We start from the raw sequence: 22803 nt of genomic DNA on the forward strand, positions 1-22803 counted from the left end.
CAGGATGCGTTGCTATCCGCGCGCGTCCTGTTCGCGGTGGCGTGCGAGGGCCACGCCCCGCTTCACGAAGCGCTCGACCAATTGCTCAACGCAATACACCGAGCGGTGTTGCCCGCCAGTGCAGCCCAGGGCCACCGTCACGTAGCTGCGCTGATCGCCTTCCAGCGTGGGCAGCCAGCGCAGCAGGAAGGTCTCGATCTGGTCGATCATTTCGGCCGCCTCGGGCTGCTGGCGCAGGTAGTCGATCACCGGTTGGTCACGGCCCGTCAAGGGGCGCAGCTCTTTCAGGTAATACGGGTTGGGCAGCATGCGCACGTCGAACACGAAGTCAGCGTCCATGGGCACGCCCTGTTTATAGGCGAAGGACTCGAACACCAGGGTCAGGCGAGAAGGCTCGGCCTGCACCACATTGCGCACCCAGGTGCGCAATTGCGCGGGCCGCAGCAGTGAGGTGTCGATCACGGCGGACACCTCGCGCAGAGGCTCCAGCAGCTCGCGCTCAAGGTTGATGGTGTCGATCAGCGCCTGGTCCTGGTAGGCCAGTTGTTCGTCCATCTGGTCGGGCATGGGCGGGATGCCGACAAAGGGGCGCGTGGGCTGATTGGCCTGCAGCAAAGGGTGGGGTCGGCGTGTCTCGGAAAAGCGCCGCACCAGGGCATCGGTGCTGGCATCCAGAAACACCGACTTCACGCGCACGCCTTCGGCCTTCAACTCGGCCAGGATGGGCATCAAGCTGGGTAAGGACTGCGCGCTGCGCACGTCCACGGCCACGGCCACGCGGCGGCGCTGGGGCTCGGGGCGGGCCAACTCCAGGGTGATCAGGCCGCGCAGCAACTCGGGCGGCAGGTTGTCCACGCAAAAGTAGCCGGCGTCTTCCAAGGCATTGATGGCCACGGACTTGCCCGAGCCCGAGATGCCGGTCAGGAAGACGACGTCCAGGCTCATGCGGCTTCCTTGCGCCGGCGCTTGCTGGCGCCGGCCTGTTCAGGCGTGGCGTGGGCGGTGTCCACCATGACCTGGGCATGGGCGCGGCTGGTGTCGGTGACAGTGCCGCCCAGCATGCGGGCCACTTCACGCACGCGGTCTTCGCCCGTCACTTCGCGGATGTCGCTGGTGGTGGTGCCTTGGCTCAAGGCCTTGGAGACGACCAGGTGCTGGTGCGCGCAGGCCGCGACCTGCGCCAGGTGGGTCACGGCCAGGACCTGCTGGCTACCACCCAGGCGTTGCATGAGTTGGCCCACCGTGTCGGCCACGGCACCGCCCACGCCCGAATCGATTTCGTCGAAGATCAGCGTGCCCGATTGCGAGCCATCGTCGGCGCGTTGCGAGGTGGTCACGGCAATGGCCAGGGCCAGGCGCGACAACTCGCCACCCGAGGCGACCTTGCCCAAAGGGCGGGGCGTGCTGCCCGCATGGCCGGCCACCAGAAATTCGACCGACTCCAGGCCAAAGGCTTGGGGCTCGTCCTGCTTGGGCAAGGCCACTTCAAAGCGGCCGCCCGACATGCCCAGGTCCTGCATGGCGGCGGTGACGGCTTGGGCCAGCGCGGGCGCGGCCTTGGCACGTTGCTGGGACACGGTCTTGGCCACGGCCCGCCAGGCTTGGTGGGCCTCGGCGGCTTGGCGATCCAGGGTTTCGAGGTCGGCGGCGGCATCCAGGGCGGCCAGCTCGTCGCGCCAGTTTTGCAGCAATTCGGGCAGGTCTTGCGGCAGGCGGCGGAAGCGGCGCGCCAGGCTCATCCAGCTGGCGATGCGGCTGTCCAATTCGCCCAGGCGACCCGGGTCAAGCTCGGTGTGGCGCAGGGCGCCGTTGAGGCTGTGAGCGGCGTCTTCCAGTTGGGCCTGGGCGCTGCGCAGCACCTCCAGGGCGCTGGCCAGATTCGGATCGACCTGGGCCACGCTGTCGAGCGCGTCGATGGCGCGCGAGGTCAGCGAGCCGGCGTTGGTGTCGTCCTCGGAGATGGCGCTCAAAGCCACCTGGGCGGCGTCCAGGATGGCCTGGCCGTGGCCCAGGCGCTGGTGCTCGGTGTTGAGCTCGTCCCACTCTCCGGCTTGCGGCTTGAGCTTGTCAAGCTCGGCGATCTGCCATTGCAGGCGCTCGCGTTCGCGGTCCAGGTCGGCTTGCCGGCTCTTGGCGTCGTCCAGGCGGCGTTGCGCTTCACGGCGTGCTGCCCACGACTGTTGCAAGGCGGCGGTGTCCACCCCGGCTTGCGTGTCGACCAAGGCGCGAACGGAGTCGGCGCGGGTCAGGCTTTGCCAGGCATGCTGGCCATGGATGTCGACCAGGTTCTCGCCCAGCTCGCGCAATTGCGTGACAGTGGCCGGGCTGCCATTGATCCACGCCCGGCTTTTGCCCTGGGCATCGACCACGCGGCGCAGCAGCAAAGCCGCGCCTGGTTCGGCAGAATCAAAACCTGCATCGTGCAGCCAGGGTGCCAGGCGTTCGGCCAGCGCAGCGTGCGGTTCGAACTCGGCAGTGATGTCGGCTCGGACGGCGCCTTCGCGCACCACGCCCGCGTCACCCCGGCTGCCCAAAGCCAGTTGCAGGGCGTCAATCAGGATGGACTTGCCCGCGCCGGTTTCGCCGGTGAGCGCCGTGAAGCCTGTGCGCAGGTCAACTTCCAGGGCCGTGACGATCACGAAATCGCGCAGGGTCAGGCGGCGCAACATCAGGCAACTCCTTCGTTCCAGCGCAGTTTGCGGCGCAGGGTGGCGTAATAGTTCCAGCCCTTGGGGTGCAAAAAGCGCACCCGGTGGGCCGAGCGGCGCACGGTGATGCGGTCGCCGTGCAGCAGGCTGGCCAGGCTTTGCATGTCGAAGTTCATGCTGGCGTCCTTGGCCGCCACGATCTCGATGGTAATCACGCCAGTGTCGGGGATCACGATGGGCCGGTTCGACAAGGTGTGCGAGGCGATCGGCACCATCACCCAACCTCCCAGGGCCGGGTGCAGCAAGGGGCCACCTGCGGACAAGGCGTATGCGGACGAGCCGGTGGGCGAGGCCACGATCAGGCCGTCGGCGCGGTAGTTGGCCACGAACTGACCATCGACCTCGGCGCGCAGCTCGACCATGCTCGCGGTGGCGCCACGGCTGACCACCACTTCATTGATGGCGAAACCTTCGTAGATGGTTTCCAACCCGCCATCGCGGTTGGGGCGCAGCACAGCGCCCTCCAGCATGGCGCGGTGTTCTTCTTCATAGTGCCCGGTCAGGATCTGAGGCAGGGCGGTGTCCATGTCCTTGTGCTGGATGTCGGTGATGAAGCCCAGGCGCCCTTGGTTGATGCCGATCAGGGGGATGTCAAAGCGCGACAGCTCGCGGGCGATCGCCAGCATGGTGCCATCGCCACCCACCACCACGGCCACGTCGCAGGTTTTGCCGATCTGTTTGAGGCTGAGCGAACCGTAGTCGGTGATGCCGGTGTTGAGCGCGGTTTCCATCTCCAGCGAAACTTCAAGCCCCGCTCGGACCAGGATGGCGGCCACATCTTCCAACACCGTGCGGATGCCGCGGGCCTGGTATTTACCGACCAGGGCGGCGTGGCGAAAACGGCAAGGCTGAGGGCTGGGCATGACCGGAATTACACCACATGGCACCGCCCTGAACGAGGGGTGGTTTTGCCCCCCAGGCCAGGATTTGTGACGGCTTGTGCCCGCCAGCGCCTAGAATCAAAACCATGCTGGATGACCGTGCCAAGATACTGTTGAAAGCCCTGGTCGAGCGCTACATCGCCGACGGGCAGCCCGTGGGCTCGCGCACCTTGTCGCGGGCGGCCGGGCTGGACTTGTCCGCTGCCACCATCCGCAATGTGATGGCCGACCTGGAAGAGTTGGGCCTGATCGTCAGCCCGCACACCTCGGCCGGGCGCGTGCCCACGGCGCGGGGTTACCGCCTGTTCGTGGACACGATGCTCACGGCGCGTCCTTACGAGTTCAACGCCGAGCACCAGCGCGAGCAACTGCAGCCCGACCAGCCCCAGCGCGTGATCGCCAACGCGGCGCAGATGCTGTCCAGCCTCTCCCAGTTCGTGGGCGTGGTCACCTCGCCGCGCAAGGCCTCGGTTTTCCGGCACATTGAATTTTTGCGCCTGGGCGACAAGCGCGTGCTGGTCATCCTGGTGGCCCCCGACGGCGACGTGCAAAACCGCGTGCTGTTCACGGCCCAGGATTACACCCAGTCTGAATTGGTCGAGGCCAGCAACATCCTCAACACGCATTACTCCGGCCTGTCGATCGAGGAAATGCGCAACCGCCTGAAGTCGGAGGTCGACCAATTGCGCGGCGACATTGCCAGCCTGATGCAGGCCGCCGTGCAGGCCGGCAGCGATGCCCTGGAAGAAAGCACCGACCAACTGGTGGTGTCGGGCGAGCGCAATCTGCTGACGGTGCAGGATTTTTCGAACGACCTGGGATCGCTGCGGCGCCTGTTTGACCTGTTCGAGCAGAAGACACAATTGATGCGCCTGCTGGAAGGCTCCAGCCGGGCCGAGGGCGTGCGCATCTACATTGGCGGCGAGAGCATGGTGGTGCCTTTCGAGGAGCTGTCGGTGGTCTCGGCCCCGTACGAGATCAACGGCCAGATCGTGGGCACCCTGGGCGTGATCGGGCCCACGCGCATGGCCTACGACCGCATGATCGAGATCGTGGACATCACCTCGCGGATGGTGTCTAACGCGCTGAGCCAGAAGTAGCGAGCGCCGGGTCGGCGAGGGCGTCGCCTTCCTCGTCGGTCTCGTCTTCCTCGGAATACTCTTCGTCGGCGACCAGGTTGTCCAGGTCCACGGCCTCGGGGTCGTCGATCGATACCAGCTCTGGATCGGTCTCCAGTGCTTCTTCGCCCGACAGGATCACCCGGTCTGGCGCGATGTCGGCGCCTTCATGGATGTGTTCGGGCACGGCCGAGCCGCGCTCGCCGGTGCCGCCGGCGTCCGAGTCGGATTGCAGGTCGGTGTTGCCCGCGCCGGAAATCGCGGCCGACAGGGTCTCGAAGTCGTCGGTCTCCAGGTGCAGTTCGCCCTGGATGTCAGAGCCGCTGTCAGAGCTGTCGCTGGGGCCCAGCACGTCGGCGTCGCGGCCGATGGCATGGCGAGGGGCTTGTTCGGTGCCTAGGATGCTGCTTTGGGCCATGATCGTCTCCTTCAAAAGGGGTGGGGTTCCTGAAGGGAAGGTGGCAAGCGGCGTGCCCTTACAATCGCCGCTCCCTTGCGTTTCAAGGCCGGGGGCCGTTAGCTCAGTTGGTTAGAGCAGAGGACTCATAATCCTTTGGTCGTTGGTTCAAGTCCAACACGGCCTACCATTCAGGTTACCGTTCAGTAATTTTCCATTGACCAAAGTCGTCTATGCAGGGAAAATTACCTCAAGGTAACTTCTGGGGCCAATGATGGGTTTGAATGATGAAAAATTACCGTTAGGTAATCATTCAAGTTCTGACTTGGTGATCCGCTCTTCCAAAGAGCTGGGCACATTTGTCCGCGACCAGCGCAAGCGCCAAGCGCTCACGCAGCTGGACATCGCGGGCATGGGCAACACGGGCAATCGCTTCATCGTTGAACTCGAAAGTGGCAAGCCCACTCTGCAACTTCAGAAGGTACTCGATGTGCTGGACCTGCTGGGGCTGGAAGTTGTGGTGAGGCCCAAAACGGCCAAGGGCCTGTGATGGCCCGGCCTGATTTCCTCGATGTCTACGCGGGTAACGAGCTCGTGGGCTCGGTCCAAGATGCATCTCCGCTGGCATTCGAGTACTCGGCTTCATGGTTGGCACGCAGCCAAGCGGTTCCCGTGGCAGCCATTGCGCTGCAGGCAGGCAGGCATGCCTCTCCGGCGGTGCAGGCATTCTTTGAAAACCTGTTGCCCGAAGGCGAGTTGCGCCACTACATTGCCGAGCAAAAGAAAGCATCAACCTTGTTCTCGATGCTGTTGGAAGTGGCGGGCGATACAACGGGGGGATTTGTCATCTTGCCGGGGGGGCAAACGCCTCAGCCCGCGAGCTATGAGGCCACCACCTGGGAAGCCATGGCCGCCCTCCTGGGCAAAAAGTCAGCATCGGCGATCGACCTCAAGAGGGGGCATGCGCGCATTTCTCTGGCAGGGGCGCAAGACAAGACCAGCCTGGCCATCTTTGAAGACGAGGTGCCGCGCTTGCCCCTGGGCACATCGCCTTCAACGCACATCCTGAAGCCCGACATCAAACGCCTGGCCAAGGTTTGGCACTCTGCGGCGAACGAGACCATCATCATGCGGGCTGCCGCCAAATGTGGTTTACCCACCGCTGAGGTTTTCTACGAGCCGCTGACCCAATCGTGCGTTGTTCGCCGCTTTGACAGGGTTGCACAGCCTGATGGGTCACTTGGCCGACTGATCCAGTACGACCTGTGCCAACTCGCGGGCACCGTGTCCGAGAGGAAGTATGAGAAGGAAGGGGGCCCGGGCATTGCACGGTGCACCGAGTTGATCCGCCAGTACAGCACGCAGCCAGCGGTTGATCTGCGCAACCTGGTCGCCTGGATCTTTTTCAACCTCTACGTTGGCAACAATGACAGCCATGCCAAGAACCTGTCCATCTACCGATTGCCGGGCCAAGGCGTGAGGCTGACACCGTTTTATGACCTGATGTGTACCCGGCTTTATCCAGGCCTTTCCCAGGATTTCGCTTTCGCCATAGGCGGAGAGACGCAACCTGGGGCGATGACACGAGACCACATCCCGGCTTTGGCCGAGCAGTTGGGCATGCAGCCGAGGTTTGTTCAAAAGATCGCCAAAGAGGTCGCGGAGCGCCTGCCTTTGGCGATGGCCGAGGCCGTCGATGAGGTCCAGCCTGCGTTGTCGCTTGGTGCAAAAGCATTGGCGGACCGCCTGCACAGGTTGGTGGTCTCCACCACCAAGAGGGCTGCCTTGCGTCTGGCGGTGTGATCACAAGGTGCTGCTTCAGTGCTTTGAATTTATTTCCAAACCCCCTGCATCCAAAAGCCTCCTTCGTGGCCAGTACCTGGTGTGAGCCTCGGCCACACCCATCAAAACCCACGATTCGTGAAGGAGCTTTCTCATGAGCATGCACATCCGTTCCACCACCACCCTGGCCCTGGCCTGTGTTGCCTTTCTGTCCGCATGCTCCAGCATGTCGTCCATGGCCATGGACAAGCCTTTCAGCCAGGATGGCCTGCCAGACGCCGTCAAGGTGCCCACCGGCAACCAGGTTGCCTTGCAAACCGTGGGCGTGGGCGAGATCACCTACGAATGCCGCGCCAAGGCCGATGCGCCGGGCGCCTTTGCCTGGGTGTTCGTCGGGCCGCAAGCCGACCTGATGAGCCGCGGTGGCGCCAAGCTGGGCACCTACTTTGGTCCTCCCGCCACCTGGGCCGCGCTGGACGGATCCAAGATCACCGGCACCCAAGTGGCCGTGGCGCCCGCAGGCATGGGCAACATCCCCTCGCAGCTCGTGAAAGCCAACCCGGCCATGGGTTCGGGCGCCATGAGCGGCATCACCTATGTGCAGCGCGTGGCCACGCAAGGTGGTGTGGCGCCAGCCAGTGTGTGTGACGGCACCGCCGTGGGCCGCAAAGAAGTGGTGAAGTACCAGGCCGACTACATCTTCTGGAAAGCCGCTTGAGTTTGGTCAAAAACAGTGGTGCCGGTGTGGCATGTACATTGAATGCATGCTGACCGCCGACACCACACCCTTTGACTATGAAGCCGCCTTGCTCGCTTGCGCGCGTGGCGAGCGGTTCGCCATGCGGGCCTTGTACGAGCGCGAGGCGCGCTGGCTGCTCGGCGTGGCCTTGCGCATCGTGCGAGACCGCGAGCTGGCTGAAGATGTGTTGCACGACGCCTTCCTGCAAATCTGGCAAGACGCCTCCACCTACCGGCCTGAGCTGGGTTCGGCGCGAGGTTGGCTGTACACGGTGGTGCGCCACCGCGCGCTCAAAGAGGTGCGCCATCCGGGCCGCATGCAGGCGTTTGACCCGGTCGACCTGACCGAGTTGTCGGACCAGCAGCAGGCGGTGCAAGACACGGCCAGCGAGCGTGGCCTGGACAGCGACAGCCTGGAGCGCTGCCTGCAGCGCCTGGATGAGGCGAGAAGGGCTTGCGTGGTGCACGCTTTTGTAGACGGCTACACCCATGAGCAGATTGCCGAGCGGTTGCAGACCCCCTTGGGCACGGTGAAGTCATGGATTCGCCGCAGCCTGAACAGCCTGAGGGAGTGCATGGCGTGATCAACCTTCAGGACCCTGAAAGTCGGGTTGCCACCACGGGCGAGTACGTGTTGGGCACCTTGAGTGAAGAAGACAAGGCGGCGTTCCAAGCCGCTTTGGCGCAAGACCCTTCTTTGCAGGCCGAGGTCTATGCCTGGCAAGACCAGTTGTTGAGCTTGAGCGCCCAGGCCGCGCCTTTGGCCCCGCGTGCGCAACTGTGGCAACGCATCGACGCCACGCTGGGCGCCATGGCCGCCGCCATGCCCCGGCCTGCCCGCACTGAAAGCACCACGAGCCGCGCCCCTTGGTGGCAGCGCTTGGGCTTGTGGCAGGGTGTCAGTGGTTTGGCGCTCGCCATCTGTCTGGTGATGGCGGTGTTGCTGGTGAACCGAGGCGCGGGCCTGCCGGGCCAAGAGCCAGGTGCCCGCTACCTGGCCGTGCTGCAAAACCCCCAGGATCACAGCGCAGGCTGGGTGGTTGAGGTGCATGCTGGCGGCACGGTGCGCTTGCTGCCCATGGGCCAGGCAGGTGTGGTGCCCGCGGGTCGTTCGCTGCAGTTCTGGACGAAGCCGCAGGGCGCTGCCGGCCCCACCTCATTGGGTTTGGTGAAGGCGGGCCAGCCGTTGGAGTTGCCTGTGTCGCGGCTGCCTGGGGTGGGCGCTCAACAGTTGTTCGAGATCACCCTGGAGCCGGAAAACGGCTCGCCCATCGGGCGGCCTACCGGCCCCATCTTGTATGTGGGCCGCACTGTGGCGTTGTAATACACCGGCCATCGTTATTCCCTTGGCGTTATTTTTGGGCTAGAGTGCCATGTCCTATTTTCATAGGTCATTAAAAATCAACCCAAGGAGTCTTCCCCAATGAACATGACCAAGTCCGTCCTGATGGGCGCGGCCCTGGTGGCCGCAATGGCCACCCAAGCAAACGCCGCCGACGTGATTCCCTATGCCAACGCCGGTACCTACAACACTGCAACCTATTCCTTCACCGCAGCAACCACGGGTGACGTCATGGCCTACTTCGTGGGCGGCGCCGAGGCATCTTATGAAAACGAGATGGGTTTGCTGGTCAATGGCGTGCAGACCAGCGCTGGTTTTGGGTTGAACAACCACACTTCGGTCGTGGGGCAGAGCTTCAATCTCGGGTCGGTCAACGCCGGTGACACCTTGACCTTGGTCATGAAGAACCTGACGCTGGGCGCCCAGGTCTATTCCGATCCGAGCCTCAATGCCGCCTATGACGCTGTTGGCGAGACGGCCCACAACCACGTCTATTCCGCGCTGTATACCGCGACGTCGCCCGTGTTCGGCAGCATTCCCTCCGGCATCTACGTCGGTTTCGAGGATTTGCCTTTCCCTGGAGCCGACTACAACTACAACGATGAGAGCTTCGTGTTCACCAACGTGGCCGTGGCGGTGCCCGAACCCCAAGCCTATGCCTTGCTGCTGGCGGGCTTGTGCGTAGCCGGGGTCATGACCAGGCGTCAAAGCCGGCGCTGAGCCGCCGGCGGTGGCGTCCATTGGTACAGCCAGGTCTCGCTCATGGGCTGGCCGTTGTAGCTGAGGTAAAGGCGCAATTCCACCGGGGCCGTGCTGTCATCAAGGGGGCGCAGGTCGAACATGGCGCGGTAGCCGTTGATCGAGCTCAGCGGCCGAGCCGAAGTGATCTCCACCTGGCCCCGTGACACGGTGATCACGGGCTCCACCTTCGCGCCTTCGCGCAGCATGGGCAGGTCGCCCCCGGCAAAGTCCACCACGAAGCGCCACGAAAAATACTTTCGCTTTTGGCCGACCACGCCGCCGATGCCGGTGCGCGTGGCCACCACCTGGGCAGCGGGTGGTTGCGCAGGCGGCTTGGCGCCCCAATGCAGGCGGTAGCTGAACAGGCGTTCCTGCCCTGGCTGCAACTTGGCCTCAGGGTTCCAGAAGGCGACGATGTTGTCGTTGGTCTCGTCGTCGGTGGGCAGCTCCACCAACTGCACTGCGCCCTTGCCCCAACCCGCCTTGGGCTCCACCCACAAGCTGGGGCGGCGTTCATAGAACACCCCGTCATCCTGGTAATGGTCGAACTGGCGATCGCGTTGCAGCAAGCCGAAGCCACGGGGGTTCTCGTCTGCGTAAGAGCTGAATCGCAGCCCCGCCGGATTCGTGACCGGGCGCCAGATCCATTCACCGTTGCCGCGCCACATGGCCAAGCCATCGGAGTCGTGGATCTCGGCGCGCCAATCGTTGGCCATGCGGTGATCGTTCTCGCCATGCTGGAACATGCTGGTCAAAGGTGCGATGCCCAGGCGCTCGATCGGCTTGCGGGGATACAAGGCCGCGTCCACATCCATGACCATCATCTCGCCAGGATGGATGTCGAAGCGGTAAGCGCCCGCCACGCTGGGCGAGTCGAGCAGGCCATAAACCGTGAGCACGGAAGAGTTGGGGGCGGGGCGCTCCAGCCAATATGAGGTGAACACCGGGAATTCTTCAGGGCGCTCGGCGCCGCAGTCGATGGCCAGGCCGCGGGTGGACAGGCCGTATTGCCCTTCGCCCCCCACGGCGCGGAAGTAGCTGGCGCCCAGGAAGGCCGCCACGTCGCGCTTCCAATCGGTGTGGAAGTTGACCCGAAAGCCCGCGAAGCCCAGGTCTTTGGGCAGGCGAGAGCCCTGCACGCCGCTTTTGCCGTAGTCGAACATGCTGGGGTCGTAGGCCAGCTCTTGCGCCTGGCCATCGATCACCTCATGCATGTGCACCGGCGCGGTGAAGCCGCGTCCCAGGTGGAAGAACTTCACCTCGAAGCGCCGCTTTTGCTGCGCCCACAAGGCATGTTGATCGTGGTAGCCGATCGATTGGTACTGGTCCCAGTCCAGTTGGGTGAGCTCATCGGGCACACGGGCTGCGGGCGGACGCCAGGCCTGGCCGGCCATCATGCTGGCTTGCCCTTTGAGCCACGCATAGCTGAAGGCCTGGGGTTTGCCGAGTTTGCTGACCGCGCCTGCCCGCTCGGCCGCCATCAGGTTCGGCATGGAGATGCCGGCGGTGGCAAGGGCTGCGGCGGTCTGGATGAAGTGACGTCGTTGCATGCGCTAGGGCCTCCTTGGTGCAAGCCCTATGCTATCCAATCAGGCCAGCCGCATGAAACACGGTGTTTCTCGGCCTTACTTGACCTGCTGCTTGCCCAGCTTGCGCGCCAGCGTGCGCCGGTGCATGCCCAGGCGGCGCGCGGTCTCGGAGATGTTGAAACCGGTTTCCGCCAGGATCTCGTGGATGCGCTCCCACTCCAGCGTCTTGATCGAGGTGGAGCGGTTGGTCAAGCTGACCTCGGTGTCGCCCTCGGCGCGGCCGAAGGCGGCTTCAATGTCGTCCGTGTTGGAGGGCTTGGCCAGGTAGTGGCAGGCGCCCAGTTTGATGGCCTCGACCGCCGTCGCGATGCTGGCGAAGCCGGTCAGGACCACGATCAGCATGTCAGGATCGTGCGCGTTGAGCTTCTGCACGCAGGCCAGGCCGGAGGCTTCGCTGTTGAGCTTCAGGTCCACGACGGCATAGCCTGGCGAGCGCTGTTGCAGCAGCTCTGTCATCCCTTCCAGGCTGGCCGCGAGCATGACTTCATAGCCACGCCGTTCGAACGAACGGCCGAGCGTTCGGGCAAATGCCGCGTCGTCTTCAACGATGAGCAGCACGCGCTCAGCTGCTTCTTCCATGGGCTTCGTCTTCCTCAAAAGTGATGGCGGACAAGGGCAGGCTCAGGGTCACGACTGCGCCACCCCCGGCCCGGTTGCGCGCGGTGAGGCTGCCCCCGAGCGTGCGGGCCACATTCACGGCCAGGAACAAGCCCAGGCCCCGGCCAGGGCGCCCTTTGCTGGACTGGTAGGGCTTGCCGAAGTTGGCCAGCATGGCGGGGCCGAAACCGGGGCCATTGTCCGTGACGGTGACGGTCAATGTGTCGGTATCGCGCGTGACTTCCAGCTTCAGGTGGGGCGAGGCCTCCAGCGCATTGTCCAGCACATTGCAGATGGTCTGCTTCAAGGCCGAGTCGGACACCATGGTCAGATCCTGGCCAAACCGGTTGTCGTAGACAAAAGCGTTGGCAGGCCGCGTTGAGCGCCACTCGTCCACCAGTTCGTCCATGAAGGTGCACACGGTGGTTTTTTCTGACGACTCGCCTCGCGCTTCGCCCGCTGACAGCAAGATGCCACTCACGATGGCCTTGCAGCGCTGAACCTGGGCTTGCATTTCGTCGACTTCCTGCAGCAGCTCGGGGTCGGATGTGAAGGAGGGCAGGCGCGCCCAATCGCCCAGGATGACGGCCAGCGTGGCCAAGGGGGTGCCCAGTTCATGCGCGGCACCAGAGGCCAACAGGCCCATGCGCACGATGTGCTCTTCTTCGGCCGCGCGTTGCCGCAGGTTCGCCAGGCGCGCATCGCGTTTGCGCAAGTTGAGGCTGATGCGCGTGATGAAGATCACCAGCAGCGCGGCGTTGAGCGCAAAGCAGATCAGCATGCCTTGCATGTAGGGGTTGAACAGTCCCCGGTTCTGGTCCGGCGGGAATGACAAGGGCACGCCGAACAAAGCCAGGCCGGCAAAGCAGGTGGCGGTGATGGCGAAGATGGTCCACGTGGACCAGGCCTCCAGCAACAGGGCGGCCAATGTCAGCTGCAGGAGGTAGAGAAAGGCAAAAGGGTTGGTGGCGCCGCCGCTGAGGTAAAGCTGAAAGGTCAGCATGCTGACATCGAGCAGCAGCGCGAAAAACAGCTCGCCATTGGTGACCTCGCGGTGGGCTCGCCAATGCAACTGGCTGGCCACGTTGAAGGCCATCAGGCAGGCCAGCACCGTCAACATGTGGTTGAGGGGCAGCTTGATGCCATAGGCGAAATGCGCTACGGCGATGGTGACAATCTGCCCCACGACCGCGATCCAGCGCAGCTGGATCAGCAACTGCATGTTCTTCAGCCCGGTGGCATGGTTGACGCCCCGCACCTTGGCCGCGGCCGGTGGAGGGCTTCCGTCGATCACCGGCGGTTCGGTCTGGCGGGACATCGGTGCTTTCGTCGTCGAACTAGTCCGCATTTTGATCGGTTTGGCGTTGTCGCAATCTTTGCTCGTCGCGCCAGACATACCAGGCAGCCCCCAAGACCATCAAGGCCAGGGCAAACCAGGTGACCGCGTACACCAGGTGGTTGTTCTGGAAGGCGATCACCGTCAACCCGCCCACCGGCCATTCCTGAGCCGGGGTGGCTTGTGCATCCACAAAATAAGGCGCGACCGTGCCCAAGCCCTGCGCAGCGGCGATGGCCTGCACATCGCGCGAATACCAGCGTTGGGCGGCCGGGTCGTTGTGGCGAAGAAAAGCGCCAGGCGGCTCGCTCATGCGCAGCAAGCCGATGACGGTGGTGTTTGAAGGGGCTTCTCTGGCCTGGCGGGTGGCGCGGGCGCGGCGCTCAGGTGGGACGAAGCCCCGGTTGACCAGCAGCACGGTGCCGTCCGCCAACTTGAGCGGGGTCATGACCCAGAAGCCACTGCCCAAGGCCGTGACGGCCTGAACCAACGTTTCGTGCTCGTGCAAGAAGGTGCCGGTGACCCGCACGTGGCGGTACTCGTCGTTGGCCGCAGTGAGCTGCGGCCATTGGGCTGGCCCGGGTGCGGCCACCGCTGGCGCGTTCACACGCTGGTCGACTTTCTCGATCAGGTCAAGCTTCCAGAACAGGCGCTTGACTTGCCAGGTACCCAGCGCGGCAAAGCCGGTGAACACCAGGGCGGCGATGACCGCCAAGGCGGTCAGCCAGGTTCTTGAGCGCGGACCACGCCGCTGAGTGTCTGCGTCACCCATGGCGGTGTGGTCCAAGGGCCTCAAGGCATGTTCTTCATCTCGTGGACTGACATCGGCATCATGTTGGCGTTCATGTGGAACATCACCCACAAGGACCCGCTCAGCGTGATCACCACCAGCACGATCGTGAAGATGAGGGCCAGCATGTTCCAGCCACCTTCGGAGCGCGTGTTCATGTGCAGGAAATAGATCATGTGGACCACGATCTGCACGGCCGCAAAGCCCAGCACGACCAGGGCCGTGGTGCTCGAATTGTTGAACACCTTGCCCATGACCAGCCAGAAAGGAATGGCCGTCAGGATGACCGACAGCACGAAGCCGATGGTGTAGTCCCTCAGGGAGCCATGGTTGCCATCGTCGTGGCCGTGGTGATCATCATGGTGGTGGGCGCCGTGCCCAGCGGTCTCGGTATGCGCGCTCATGGCAGCACTCCCATCAGGTACACGAAGGTGAAGACGCCGATCCAGACCACGTCCAGAAAGTGCCAGAACATGGACAGGCACATCAGGCGGCGCTTGTTCTCGTTGGTCAGGCCCAGCTTGCCCACCTGCACCATCAGCACCACCAACCAGATGATGCCGAAGGTGACGTGCAGGCCGTGGGTGCCCACCAGTGTGAAGAAGGACGACAGGAAGGCACTGCGTTGCGGGCCGGCGCCTTCGTGGATCAGGTGCGCGAACTCGTACAGCTCCAGCCCCAGGAAGGCGGCGCCGAACAGGCCGGTGATGCCCAGCCAGACCAGCGTGGCGCGCACGTGCTTCTTGTTCATCTCCAGCATGGCGAAGCCATAGGTGATGGACGACAGCAGCAGCATGGACGTGTTCAATGCCACCAGCGGCAGGTCGAACAGGTCGGCGCCCGAAGGGCCAGCGGCGTAGCTGCGGCCCAGCACGCCATAGACGGCGAACAGGCAGGCGAAGATGAGGCAGTCGCTCATCAGGTACAGCCAGAAGCCGAGCAGCGTGCCGTTTTCGGCGTGGTGCTCTTCGGCCACGTGGAAGCTGATGGGCTCCCGGGCGTTGGGGGAGAGTGTGGCGGTATTAGACATGGCTGCTCAGCAGGTGTGTGCGTTCGGCCTCGGTGCGGATCACGTCATCCACAGGGATGTAGTAATCGCGCTTGTAGTTGAAGGTGTGGGCAATGGCCACGACCACGAGGGTGAGGAAGGACAGGGCGGCGGGCAGCCACATCTGCCAGATCATCGTGAAGCCGAAGGCGGTGCTCATGCCAGCCAGGATGATGCCAGCGCCCGTGTTCTTGGGCATGTGGATGGGCAGGAAGCCGCCCAGGGGACGCTCGTAGCCACGCTTCTTCATGTCCCACCATGCATCGTTGTCATGGATGCGGGGCGTGAAGGCGAAGTTGTAGTTGGGCGGGGGCGACGAGGTCGACCACTCCAGCGTGCGGCCGTTCCACGGATCACCCGTGTGGTCGCGCAGTTCTTCGCGCTTCATGAAGCTGACGACCAGCTGGATCAGGAAGCAGGCGATGCCGATGGCGATCAGCACGGCACCGAAGGCCGCGATCTGGAACCAGATCTGCAGGGAAGGGTCTTCGAAGTGGCTGGTGCGGCGGGTCACGCCCATGAAGCCCAGGATGTACAGCGGCGTGAAGGCGAACCAGAAGCCGGACAGCCAGAACCAGAACGAGCACTTGCCCCAGAACGGATCGAGCTTGTAGCCAAAGGCCTTGGGGAACCAGTAGGTGATGCCGGCCATGAGGCCGAACAGCACACCACCAATGATCACGTTGTGGAAGTGGGCGATCAGGAACAGGCTGTTGTGCAGCACGAAGTCAGCTGGGGGCACCGCCAGCATCACGCCGGTCATGCCGCCGATCACGAAGGTGACCATGAAGCCGATGGTCCACAGCATGGGCACTTCGAAGCGGATGCGCCCCTTGTACATCGTGAACAGCCAGTTGAAGATCTTGGCGCCGGTCGGGATCGAGATGATCATCGTGGTGATGCCGAAGAAGCTGTTCACGCTGGCGCCGGAGCCCATGGTGAAGAAGTGGTGCAACCACACCAGGTAGGACAGGATCGTGATCACGACCGTGGCGTAGACCATCGAGGCGTAGCCAAACAGCTTCTTGCCGCTGAAGGTGGACACGACTTCAGAGAAGACGCCGAACACGGGCAGCACCAGGATGTAGACCTCGGGGTGGCCCCAGATCCAGATCAGGTTCACGTACATCATGGCGTTGCCGCCGAAATCGTTCGTGAAGAAATTGGTGCCGGCGTAACGGTCGAGCGACAGCAGTCCCAGCACGGCGGTCAGCACCGGGAAGGCGGCCACGATCAGCACGTTGGTGCACAGCGAGGTCCAGGTGAAGACGGGCATCTTCATCAAGGTCATGCCAGGCGCGCGCATCTTCACGATGGTGACCAGCAGGTTGATGCCCGATAGCAAGGTCCCGACCCCCGCTATCTGCAATGACCAGATGTAGTAATCAACCCCCACATCCGGGCTGTACAGGATGCCGGACAGCGGTGGGTAGGCCAGCCAGCCGGTGCGGGCAAATTCGCCAACGAACAGCGAGGCCATCACCAGGGCGGCGCCGCTGGCGGTCATCCAGAAGCTGAAGTTGTTCAGGAAGGGGAAGGCCACGTCGCGGGCGCCGATCTGCAGCGGCACCACGAAGTTCATCAGGCCCGTCACCAAAGGCATCGCCACGAAGAAGATCATGATCACGCCGTGGGCGGTGAAGATCTGGTCGTAGTGGTGCGGGGGCAGGAATCCGGCGTTGTCACCGAAGGCGATGGCCTGCTGGGCGCGCATCATCAGCGCGTCGGCAAAGCCCCGCAGCAGCATGACCAGGCCCAGGATGATGTACATGATCCCGATTTTTTTGTGGTCGATGCTGGTGAACCATTCTTTCCAGAGGTAGCCCCACAGCTTGAAGTAGGTCAGGGCGCCCAGTACCACGGCACCACCGATCATCACGGCGATGAAGGTCGCCAGCAAGATGGGCTCGTGGAAGGGAATCGCCTCCCAACTGAGGCGGCCGAAGATGAGCTTCGTTAGGTCAAGGTGGTCGAACATCGTGGGTCCGGGTGGCAAAGGTAAGGGGGCGGCGCGCTTGTTGACAGCGTTACAGCGGCGTGGCGGCTGGAGCGGGCGTGGCGCCAGTCAGGTTCGTGGTCGTGCACAGGGCACCGACATAGGTGCGGTTGGACTGGCTTGATGACACCACATTGAAGGTGCCGGGCTTGCCTTGGCCACCACGTGCGTCAACGGCCATCATGTCCTTCATGCACATGCGGTTGCTTTCAACGCAGCGGTTCAGGATGGCGTCGTACAGGCCGGGGGCCACGGAAGCGTAGCGGCGCACGGGCTCGCGTTCGCTGGGCTTTTCAAGGGCCAGGTAGTCTTCGCGGCTGAGCGTTCCGCCGCTCGTCTTGTTGGTCTGCACCCACTTGTCGAAATCACCAGCCGTGAGGCCGTGGAACTTGAAGTGCATGCCGGAAAAGCCCGCGCCACTGTAGTTGGCCGAAATGCCCTTGTACTCGCCGGGTTGATTGATCACGGCGTGCAACTGTGTTTCCATGCCGGGCATGGCGTAGATCTGGCCTGCCAGCGCCGGAACGAAGAAGGAGTTCATCACGGTGGAGGCGGTGATCTTGAAGTGGATCGGGCGGTCGACCGGTGCGGCCAACTCGTTCACCGTGGCAATGCCTTGCTCAGGGTAGAAGAACAGCCATTTCCAGTCCAGGGCCACGACTTCAACCACCAGGGGCTTGACATCCTTGGCCACGGGCTTGCCCGCGGCCACGCGCTGCAGGGGGCGGTAGGGGTCCAGCGTGTGGGTGCTGATCCAGGTCACGGCGCCCAGGGCGATGATGATCAGCAGCGGGGCAGCCCAGATGACCAGTTCCAGGTGGGTGGAGTGGTCCCAGTCGGGCTTGTACTCGGCTTGCGTGTTGGATTGCCGATAACGCCATGCGAACACCAGGGTCAAGATGATGACCGGCACGATGATCAGCAACATCAGCACCGTGGAGACGACGATCAGGTCGCGCTGCTGCACGGCCACGTCGCCAGAAGGGTTCATCACCACCGCTTTGCAACCACCCAAAAAGGCGGTGGCGAGGAGCAGGAGGGGTCCGCGAAGGTTCTTGAGGGAAAGCATTGCCAGACGAGGTTGAGCGCGTGACCGCAGAAGCGGCAGAATCTACCCCTATTGACTTGTCTTGGGTATTGGGCGTTTTGTCCTATGGCGGCAATCCCTCAGAGGTGAGAACCTCGGGGTGTCCGCTTGAAAAATCAAATTCGAATCACGAGTACGCATGATGTCCAGCATCGATCAGACTTACCCAGAGCCCTCCTCGAACAACCTGGAGCGCGACGCCAGGGTCATCACGGCCGGCCATTCCGAGATCGCGCCTGGCGAGATCGCCATTGGCGTGGTCATTGGCCGTGCGTCCGAATACTTCGACTTTTTCGTCTACGGCATCGCCTCGGTGCTGGTGTTCCCCAAGGTGTTCTTCCCCTTCGCCAACCAACTGGATGGCATCCTTTGGGCGTTCGTGATCTTTTCGTTCGCCTTCATCGCACGGCCGTTTGGCACAGCCTTGTTCATGGCGATCCAGCGTCGCTGGGGTCGCAGCACCAAGCTGACCATGGCGCTTTTCCTGTTGGGCTTTTCCACGGCGGGCATGGCCTTTTTGCCCGGGTATGCCACTTTGGGCTTCCAGTCCATCATCCTGCTGTCGATTTTTCGCTTTGTGCAAGGCATTGCCCTGGGTGGATCCTGGGACGGCTTGCCATCGCTGCTCGCGCTGAATGCGCCTGAAAACCGCCGTGGCTGGTACGCCATGCTGGGCCAATTGGGCGCACCCATCGGCTTCGCCATTGCCAGCGGTTTGTTCCTGTTCCTGCATGGCAACCTGCAAGAGGTCGATTTCCTGGATTGGGGCTGGCGCTACACCTTCTACGTGGCCTTCGCGATCAACGTGGTGGCGCTGTTCGCCCGTCTGCGCCTGGTGGTGACCGAGGAATACACGCAGCTCCTGGAAGAGCGTGAGCTGGAGCCCACCCGCGTGGGCGAGTTGCTGAGCACGCAAGGGCACAACATCTTCATCGGCGCCTTCGCGGCGCTGGCCAGCTTCGCGCTGTTCCACATCGTGACGGTGTTCCCGCTGTCGTGGATCGCCTTGGGCAACACGCAATCCATCAACGACGTGCTGTTCGTTCAGCTCATTGGTGCCGGCATCGCGGTGGTGGGCATGATCGCCTCGGGCTTGATCGCCGACCGCATCGGCCGCCGCCAGACCCTGGGTCTGTGCGCCAGCTTCATTGCGGTGCTCAGCGGCTTTGCGCCCACCTTGCTCAATGGCGATGCCTCGGCGCAAAACCTGTTCATCCTGCTGGGCTTCGCCTTGCTGGGCCTGTCGTATGGCCAGGCCGCCGGTGCCGTGACCTCCAACTTCTCGACCAAGTACCGTTACGCAGGCGCTGCGCTCACCTCTGACTTCGCCTGGTTGGTGGGGGCTGCCTTCGCGCCGCTGGTGGCCCTGGGCCTGTCGGCCCACTTCGGGCTGGGCTACCTGAGCCTGTACCTGCTGTCGGGTGCTGGTTGCACGCTGGTGGCTTTGCGCCTCAACCGCGCGCTGGTGGCGTGATCGATTGACGCTGCCCTGGCTGGCATGACCAGCCATGAAAAAAACCGGGTCTCGTGCCCGGTTTTTCATTTCAGGGCCGCAGACCCAACTGTGTGACCGATTCCCTGTTGCAGGGTCCTCAGGCCTTGTGTTCCCCTTGCGCTGACCGATATCCCAGGAGTTCGGCCAATTCGGGCGTTCACACAATGAGGGTAGCCCCATGGCTGGATCAGTGATTAGGCAAAATCGTCAGCGCCTGCTGGTGGCGGTCTCGTTCGCGGGATTGGGTTTGTTGGCAGCGTGTGGAGGTGGCGGCTCATCGGACCCCGCCACTGGCCCATCGGCCAGCGGCAACACCTTGTCGGGCACAGTGGCCGTGGGTGCGCCAATGACCGACGCCCAGGTGCGCATCCTGGACTCGGACGGCCAGGTGGTCAGCTCACAAGTGGGCGTGGACGCCGCAGGTGTGTTCACCGGCGTGGCCCTGACGGGCACTGGCCCCTACCGCATCGAAGCGTGTGGCCACGTGGGTGACAACTACCGTTGCGTGTACTCCGTATCGCAAGGCGCGGGCGTGGCCAATGTGACGCCCTTGACCACGGCCGCCGTGCTGCTGGCCACGGGGGAGTCGCCTGAAGACCTGATGAGTGGCCCGGGCACCTCCCTGGACGCCTCCAGCATGGCGGCTGCCCAGTCCACGTTGCGCACGGGATTGGCGGGCATCCTGGCCGATGCTGGCGTGTCGCCCAACTTCGATTTCATCAGTGGTGATTTGAGTGCGGGCACCCGCACCGGCTACGACCGCGTCTTGGACTCTGTCGGTGTCACGACCGGCGAAGCCAATGCCCCCTTCGTGCAGATCACACCCCGCCTGGGCACGGGCAACCTCTACCTGGAAGCGGGCTTGGCCCCTCAAGGCGCCTTGACGGTCGACAGCCATGCCGCCAACGTCTCGCTGACGGGCATCGAAACACTGTTCCAGAACATGTCGCTGGCCATGGTGAACGACACGGCCTGCCGCGCCAACTTGCCAGGGCTGCTCGCCACCACCGCAAGCATGAGCTTTGACGGGCCCAATCCTGCCCAGGGCTCGGCCGACGTGGGCACGCTGATGTGCGATTTCATCGGCACCAGCAATGAAGGGCCGGGCTTTGGCGTTTCATTCGTGAGCCCGACGCTTGGCCGCTGCGATCTGTCGGGCACCGATCCGGTCTGCCGCGTTTCCTTTGTGTTGAAGCTTCAGGATGGCAGTTTGCAATCCATCGGCGAAGAGATGGCCGTGGTTCGCGAAGGATCGACCTGGAAATTCAAGGGTGATGTGAATCCGATCGGCATCCACGCCAATGCGGCTTTGCAGCGCACGCAAACGTTTGACAGCACTGGCGCTGTGGCCTTCACGGAGTATTCACGCGCCTTCCAGTTCGACATCCAGGCCATCACGGGCCTGCAATGCGCGAAGGTGACCCAGAAGGATTCGAACGGTGCCGAGGTGCTGCTGGCTTACTACAAGCGCTACGCGGGCTCGCCGCAGCGCTTGTCGCTCTGGCGCGATTCTTCCAGCAACCTGCTGAGTGATCCAACCGATGGGAGTGGCGGGCTTCGCAGCAGTAACGACACCCAAATCCAATTGCCTTCTGGCACCGGTGGCGACACCGCCATCACCAACTTCTACCGCGGTGGCCGCACCGTCAAGGTCGCGCTCTACAACGATGCCAACTGCTCAAGCGCGATGGTGCTGGATGGCCGAAGTGAATTCGAGGTCGACATGATGGGTGTGCCGCCCTTGTCAGACCGGATTCAGGCTTTCCCATGGCCCACCCTCACAGACAGCTCCGTGAGTAGCCTGCGCACACTGGCCTTGGCCACGGGGGCCTCGACCACCTACAACGCCAGCTGGACTTTTGCCCGGGGCTACACCGGTCTGGATTCAGCGTCTTTCTGTTCAGACCGCGACTGCGGCGATCAATCGCATTCCCGGATCGGCGATGTCGATTTCTCGGCCGCAGCCCGATCGGTCTCCATTCCGCTGGTTAATCCTGGCAACGGCATCACCGTGGCGGCATCTGGCTTCAAGATGCTGGCGCTGTATGGCCGCACCGGCGAAGGCATGGGTGTGCAGAACAACTTTATTTACTGCAGTGGCACGATCGACGGCTTCGGCCAATGCCACTGAACCCAGGCCACCGGTGGGGCCTCAAGGCTGGCTCTGAAAGGAGCCGGTCAACAATTCCGGCAGCCGCTCCACGCCCATCTTGAAACCACAAGCCTGCGCGTGTCCGCCACCGCCCATGGATTCGGCCAGCGGGATGACGTTGTAGGGGCGCACAGAGCGCAGACTGACCTTGACGATGCCGTCCTTGCTGAAGTTCCACAGCAGGGCGTAAGTGCCGCATTGGGTGGCCAGCAGGTCGCCCACCTCGCTGCTGAAAGCACCGGGGCAGTTGACCATCAGGCCGCTTTCACCATTGAAGCTGATCGGCATGGCGTTGCGGGCGATGTCGTGGCACAGGCTCATGAACTTCTCGTTCATGGCGCCGCCGCGTTCGCGGAAAGCGGCGTTTTGCTCGGGCGTGAATGCCGCGATCTCCGCCCAGCGCGGAAACTCGAAGGGCTCCATGTCAAGCGCTGCCAGGAAGGCGGCGCTCTCGGGGTATTGCCAGGTCCAGATGTCACGGTCTTCCACGAAGCGGACCAAATCGGGGATGGCCTGCTCGCGCTGGAAGAACTGCCATGCCAGCTTGGCGCCTGACTGCGTCATGTCGAAATGCACGATGCCACAGCGGCACTTGAACGTGCCCAATTTGTCGGCCGCGCTTTTGTGGTGGTCGAGCATGACCAGCTTGGAGGCGACATCGTCGATGCCCTGCAGGATTTCGGCCGAGAACGAAAAATCCAGGATGTAGACCGGGCGGCCTTCCAGCGCTGGCAAATCAGACACTTGCTGAACCTTGCCGTGCGCCACCCCCAGGTACTCGCCGCGGCCTTCAAAGAACAGCCACGCGGCCAGGGCCGCGGCAAAACCGTCAGCGCATTTGTCGTGGTAAATCACCAGGGGATTGGCCTCGCTGGGGTCGGGCCGGATGGCAAGGCTGGTGAGGAGTCCGTTGATCATGGTGAGGCAGGCCAGGTGAGTGCAATGCACCGATGCTAAGGGCTAGTTTGTGACAGGGGCGCTCAAGTGCGGCGTTCACGTGACGAAA

At 63.3% G+C, this 22803-nt stretch carries 22 protein-coding genes and 1 tRNA gene; 10 read left to right on the forward strand and 13 right to left on the reverse strand.

The window, feature by feature from the left end:
• Window positions 1-12: 12 nt before the first annotated feature.
• From rapZ to LQ232_RS04600, 3 genes are read right to left on the reverse strand one after another with little or no spacing between them, the layout of a single operon-like run.
• The gene (gene rapZ / locus LQ232_RS04590) at window positions 13-945 is read right to left on the reverse strand and encodes an RNase adapter RapZ (protein ID WP_230179187.1); all 933 of its coding nucleotides are present in this window, start codon (window positions 943-945) and stop codon (window positions 13-15) included.
• Window positions 942-2669: a DNA repair protein RecN gene (recN, locus tag LQ232_RS04595; protein ID WP_230179188.1), complete on the reverse strand. Its 1728-nt coding sequence runs from the start codon at window positions 2667-2669 to the stop codon at window positions 942-944. Before recN ends, rapZ begins: the two co-directional genes overlap by 4 nt.
• Window positions 2669-3571: an NAD kinase gene (locus LQ232_RS04600; RefSeq protein WP_230179189.1), complete on the reverse strand. Its 903-nt coding sequence runs from the start codon at window positions 3569-3571 to the stop codon at window positions 2669-2671. Before LQ232_RS04600 ends, recN begins: the two co-directional genes overlap by 1 nt.
• Window positions 3572-3675: 104 nt before the next feature.
• On the opposite strand from LQ232_RS04600, the gene hrcA reads away from it, so the two are divergent.
• Window positions 3676-4689 carry a heat-inducible transcriptional repressor HrcA gene (gene hrcA, locus LQ232_RS04605; RefSeq protein WP_230179190.1) on the forward strand — a complete coding sequence of 338 codons (1014 nt, stop codon included), beginning with the start codon at window positions 3676-3678 and terminating at the stop codon, window positions 4687-4689.
• Here hrcA and LQ232_RS04610 read toward each other — a convergent pair.
• Window positions 4667-5125 carry a hypothetical protein gene (locus LQ232_RS04610; RefSeq protein WP_230179191.1) on the reverse strand — a complete coding sequence of 153 codons (459 nt, stop codon included), beginning with the start codon at window positions 5123-5125 and terminating at the stop codon, window positions 4667-4669. The genes hrcA and LQ232_RS04610 overlap by 23 nt on opposite strands.
• Window positions 5126-5217: 92 nt before the next feature.
• Here LQ232_RS04610 and LQ232_RS04615 point away from each other — a divergent pair.
• The 7 genes from LQ232_RS04615 (at window position 5218) to LQ232_RS04645 (ending at window position 9686) form a co-directional block, all read left to right on the forward strand.
• A tRNA-Ile gene (locus LQ232_RS04615) sits at window positions 5218-5294 on the forward strand.
• A gap of 138 nt (window positions 5295-5432) precedes the next feature.
• The gene (locus tag LQ232_RS04620; protein ID WP_371820100.1) at window positions 5433-5654 is read left to right on the forward strand and encodes a transcriptional regulator; all 222 of its coding nucleotides are present in this window, start codon (window positions 5433-5435) and stop codon (window positions 5652-5654) included.
• Window positions 5654-6907, forward strand: coding sequence for a type II toxin-antitoxin system HipA family toxin (locus LQ232_RS04625; protein ID WP_230179193.1), 1254 nt, complete (start codon window positions 5654-5656; stop codon window positions 6905-6907). Before LQ232_RS04620 ends, LQ232_RS04625 begins: the two co-directional genes overlap by 1 nt.
• A gap of 139 nt (window positions 6908-7046) precedes the next feature.
• The gene (locus tag LQ232_RS04630; protein ID WP_230179732.1) at window positions 7047-7604 is read left to right on the forward strand and encodes a DUF3455 domain-containing protein; all 558 of its coding nucleotides are present in this window, start codon (window positions 7047-7049) and stop codon (window positions 7602-7604) included.
• Window positions 7605-7635: 31 nt separating this feature from the next.
• On the forward strand, window positions 7636-8208 hold the full coding sequence (locus LQ232_RS04635) for a sigma-70 family RNA polymerase sigma factor (RefSeq protein WP_230179194.1): 573 nt from the start codon (window positions 7636-7638) through the stop codon (window positions 8206-8208).
• The gene (locus LQ232_RS04640) at window positions 8205-8948 is read left to right on the forward strand and encodes an anti-sigma factor domain-containing protein (RefSeq protein WP_230179195.1); all 744 of its coding nucleotides are present in this window, start codon (window positions 8205-8207) and stop codon (window positions 8946-8948) included. Before LQ232_RS04635 ends, LQ232_RS04640 begins: the two co-directional genes overlap by 4 nt.
• A gap of 99 nt (window positions 8949-9047) precedes the next feature.
• On the forward strand, window positions 9048-9686 hold the full coding sequence (locus LQ232_RS04645; RefSeq protein WP_230179196.1) for a PEP-CTERM sorting domain-containing protein: 639 nt from the start codon (window positions 9048-9050) through the stop codon (window positions 9684-9686).
• Here the strand turns inward: LQ232_RS04645 and LQ232_RS04650 are convergent.
• From LQ232_RS04650 to cyoA, 8 genes are all read right to left on the reverse strand, one after another.
• On the reverse strand, window positions 9671-11257 hold the full coding sequence (locus tag LQ232_RS04650; protein WP_230179197.1) for a glucan biosynthesis protein: 1587 nt from the start codon (window positions 11255-11257) through the stop codon (window positions 9671-9673). The genes LQ232_RS04645 and LQ232_RS04650 overlap by 16 nt on opposite strands.
• Before the next feature lie 75 nt (window positions 11258-11332).
• Window positions 11333-11875 carry a response regulator transcription factor gene (locus tag LQ232_RS04655; RefSeq protein ID WP_230179198.1) on the reverse strand — a complete coding sequence of 181 codons (543 nt, stop codon included), beginning with the start codon at window positions 11873-11875 and terminating at the stop codon, window positions 11333-11335.
• Entirely contained in the window at window positions 11859-13211 is a 1353-nt protein-coding gene (locus LQ232_RS04660; RefSeq protein ID WP_230179199.1) for an ATP-binding protein, read from the reverse strand. Before LQ232_RS04660 ends, LQ232_RS04655 begins: the two co-directional genes overlap by 17 nt.
• 19 nt (window positions 13212-13230) lie before the next feature.
• Window positions 13231-14001: an SURF1 family protein gene (locus LQ232_RS04665; RefSeq protein ID WP_230179200.1), complete on the reverse strand. Its 771-nt coding sequence runs from the start codon at window positions 13999-14001 to the stop codon at window positions 13231-13233.
• Between the two features lie 20 nt (window positions 14002-14021).
• Window positions 14022-14423 carry a cytochrome o ubiquinol oxidase subunit IV gene (cyoD, locus tag LQ232_RS04670; protein WP_230179201.1) on the reverse strand — a complete coding sequence of 134 codons (402 nt, stop codon included), beginning with the start codon at window positions 14421-14423 and terminating at the stop codon, window positions 14022-14024.
• Complete coding sequence (gene cyoC / locus LQ232_RS04675; RefSeq protein WP_230179202.1) at window positions 14420-15049, reverse strand: cytochrome o ubiquinol oxidase subunit III; 630 nt, start codon at window positions 15047-15049, stop codon at window positions 14420-14422. Before cyoC ends, cyoD begins: the two co-directional genes overlap by 4 nt.
• A complete protein-coding gene (gene cyoB, locus LQ232_RS04680; protein ID WP_230179203.1) occupies window positions 15042-17045 on the reverse strand; it encodes a cytochrome o ubiquinol oxidase subunit I in 2004 nt (667 codons plus the stop codon). The genes cyoC and cyoB overlap by 8 nt, the downstream gene beginning before the upstream one ends.
• A 49-nt stretch (window positions 17046-17094) precedes the next feature.
• Window positions 17095-18132: a ubiquinol oxidase subunit II gene (cyoA, locus tag LQ232_RS04685; protein WP_230179204.1), complete on the reverse strand. Its 1038-nt coding sequence runs from the start codon at window positions 18130-18132 to the stop codon at window positions 17095-17097.
• A gap of 160 nt (window positions 18133-18292) precedes the next feature.
• On the opposite strand from cyoA, the gene LQ232_RS04690 reads away from it, so the two are divergent.
• Together LQ232_RS04690 and LQ232_RS04695 are read left to right on the forward strand one after the other, a co-directional pair.
• Window positions 18293-19624 (forward strand): MFS transporter, encoded by a 1332-nt coding sequence (locus LQ232_RS04690; RefSeq protein ID WP_230179733.1) that lies wholly within the window; start codon window positions 18293-18295, stop codon window positions 19622-19624.
• Window positions 19625-19823: 199 nt separating this feature from the next.
• Window positions 19824-21776: a DUF2125 domain-containing protein gene (locus LQ232_RS04695; RefSeq protein WP_230179205.1), complete on the forward strand. Its 1953-nt coding sequence runs from the start codon at window positions 19824-19826 to the stop codon at window positions 21774-21776.
• A 21-nt stretch (window positions 21777-21797) separates the two neighbouring features.
• Here the strand turns inward: LQ232_RS04695 and LQ232_RS04700 are convergent, their stop codons facing one another.
• The gene (locus LQ232_RS04700) at window positions 21798-22715 is read right to left on the reverse strand and encodes a DHH family phosphoesterase (RefSeq protein WP_230179206.1); all 918 of its coding nucleotides are present in this window, start codon (window positions 22713-22715) and stop codon (window positions 21798-21800) included.
• Window positions 22716-22803: the final 88 nt, after the last annotated feature.

Origin of the sequence: Aquabacterium sp. CECT 9606, from assembly GCF_918741295.1 — a bacterium.
Classification (GTDB): Bacteria; Pseudomonadota; Gammaproteobacteria; order Burkholderiales; family Burkholderiaceae_C; genus Aquabacterium.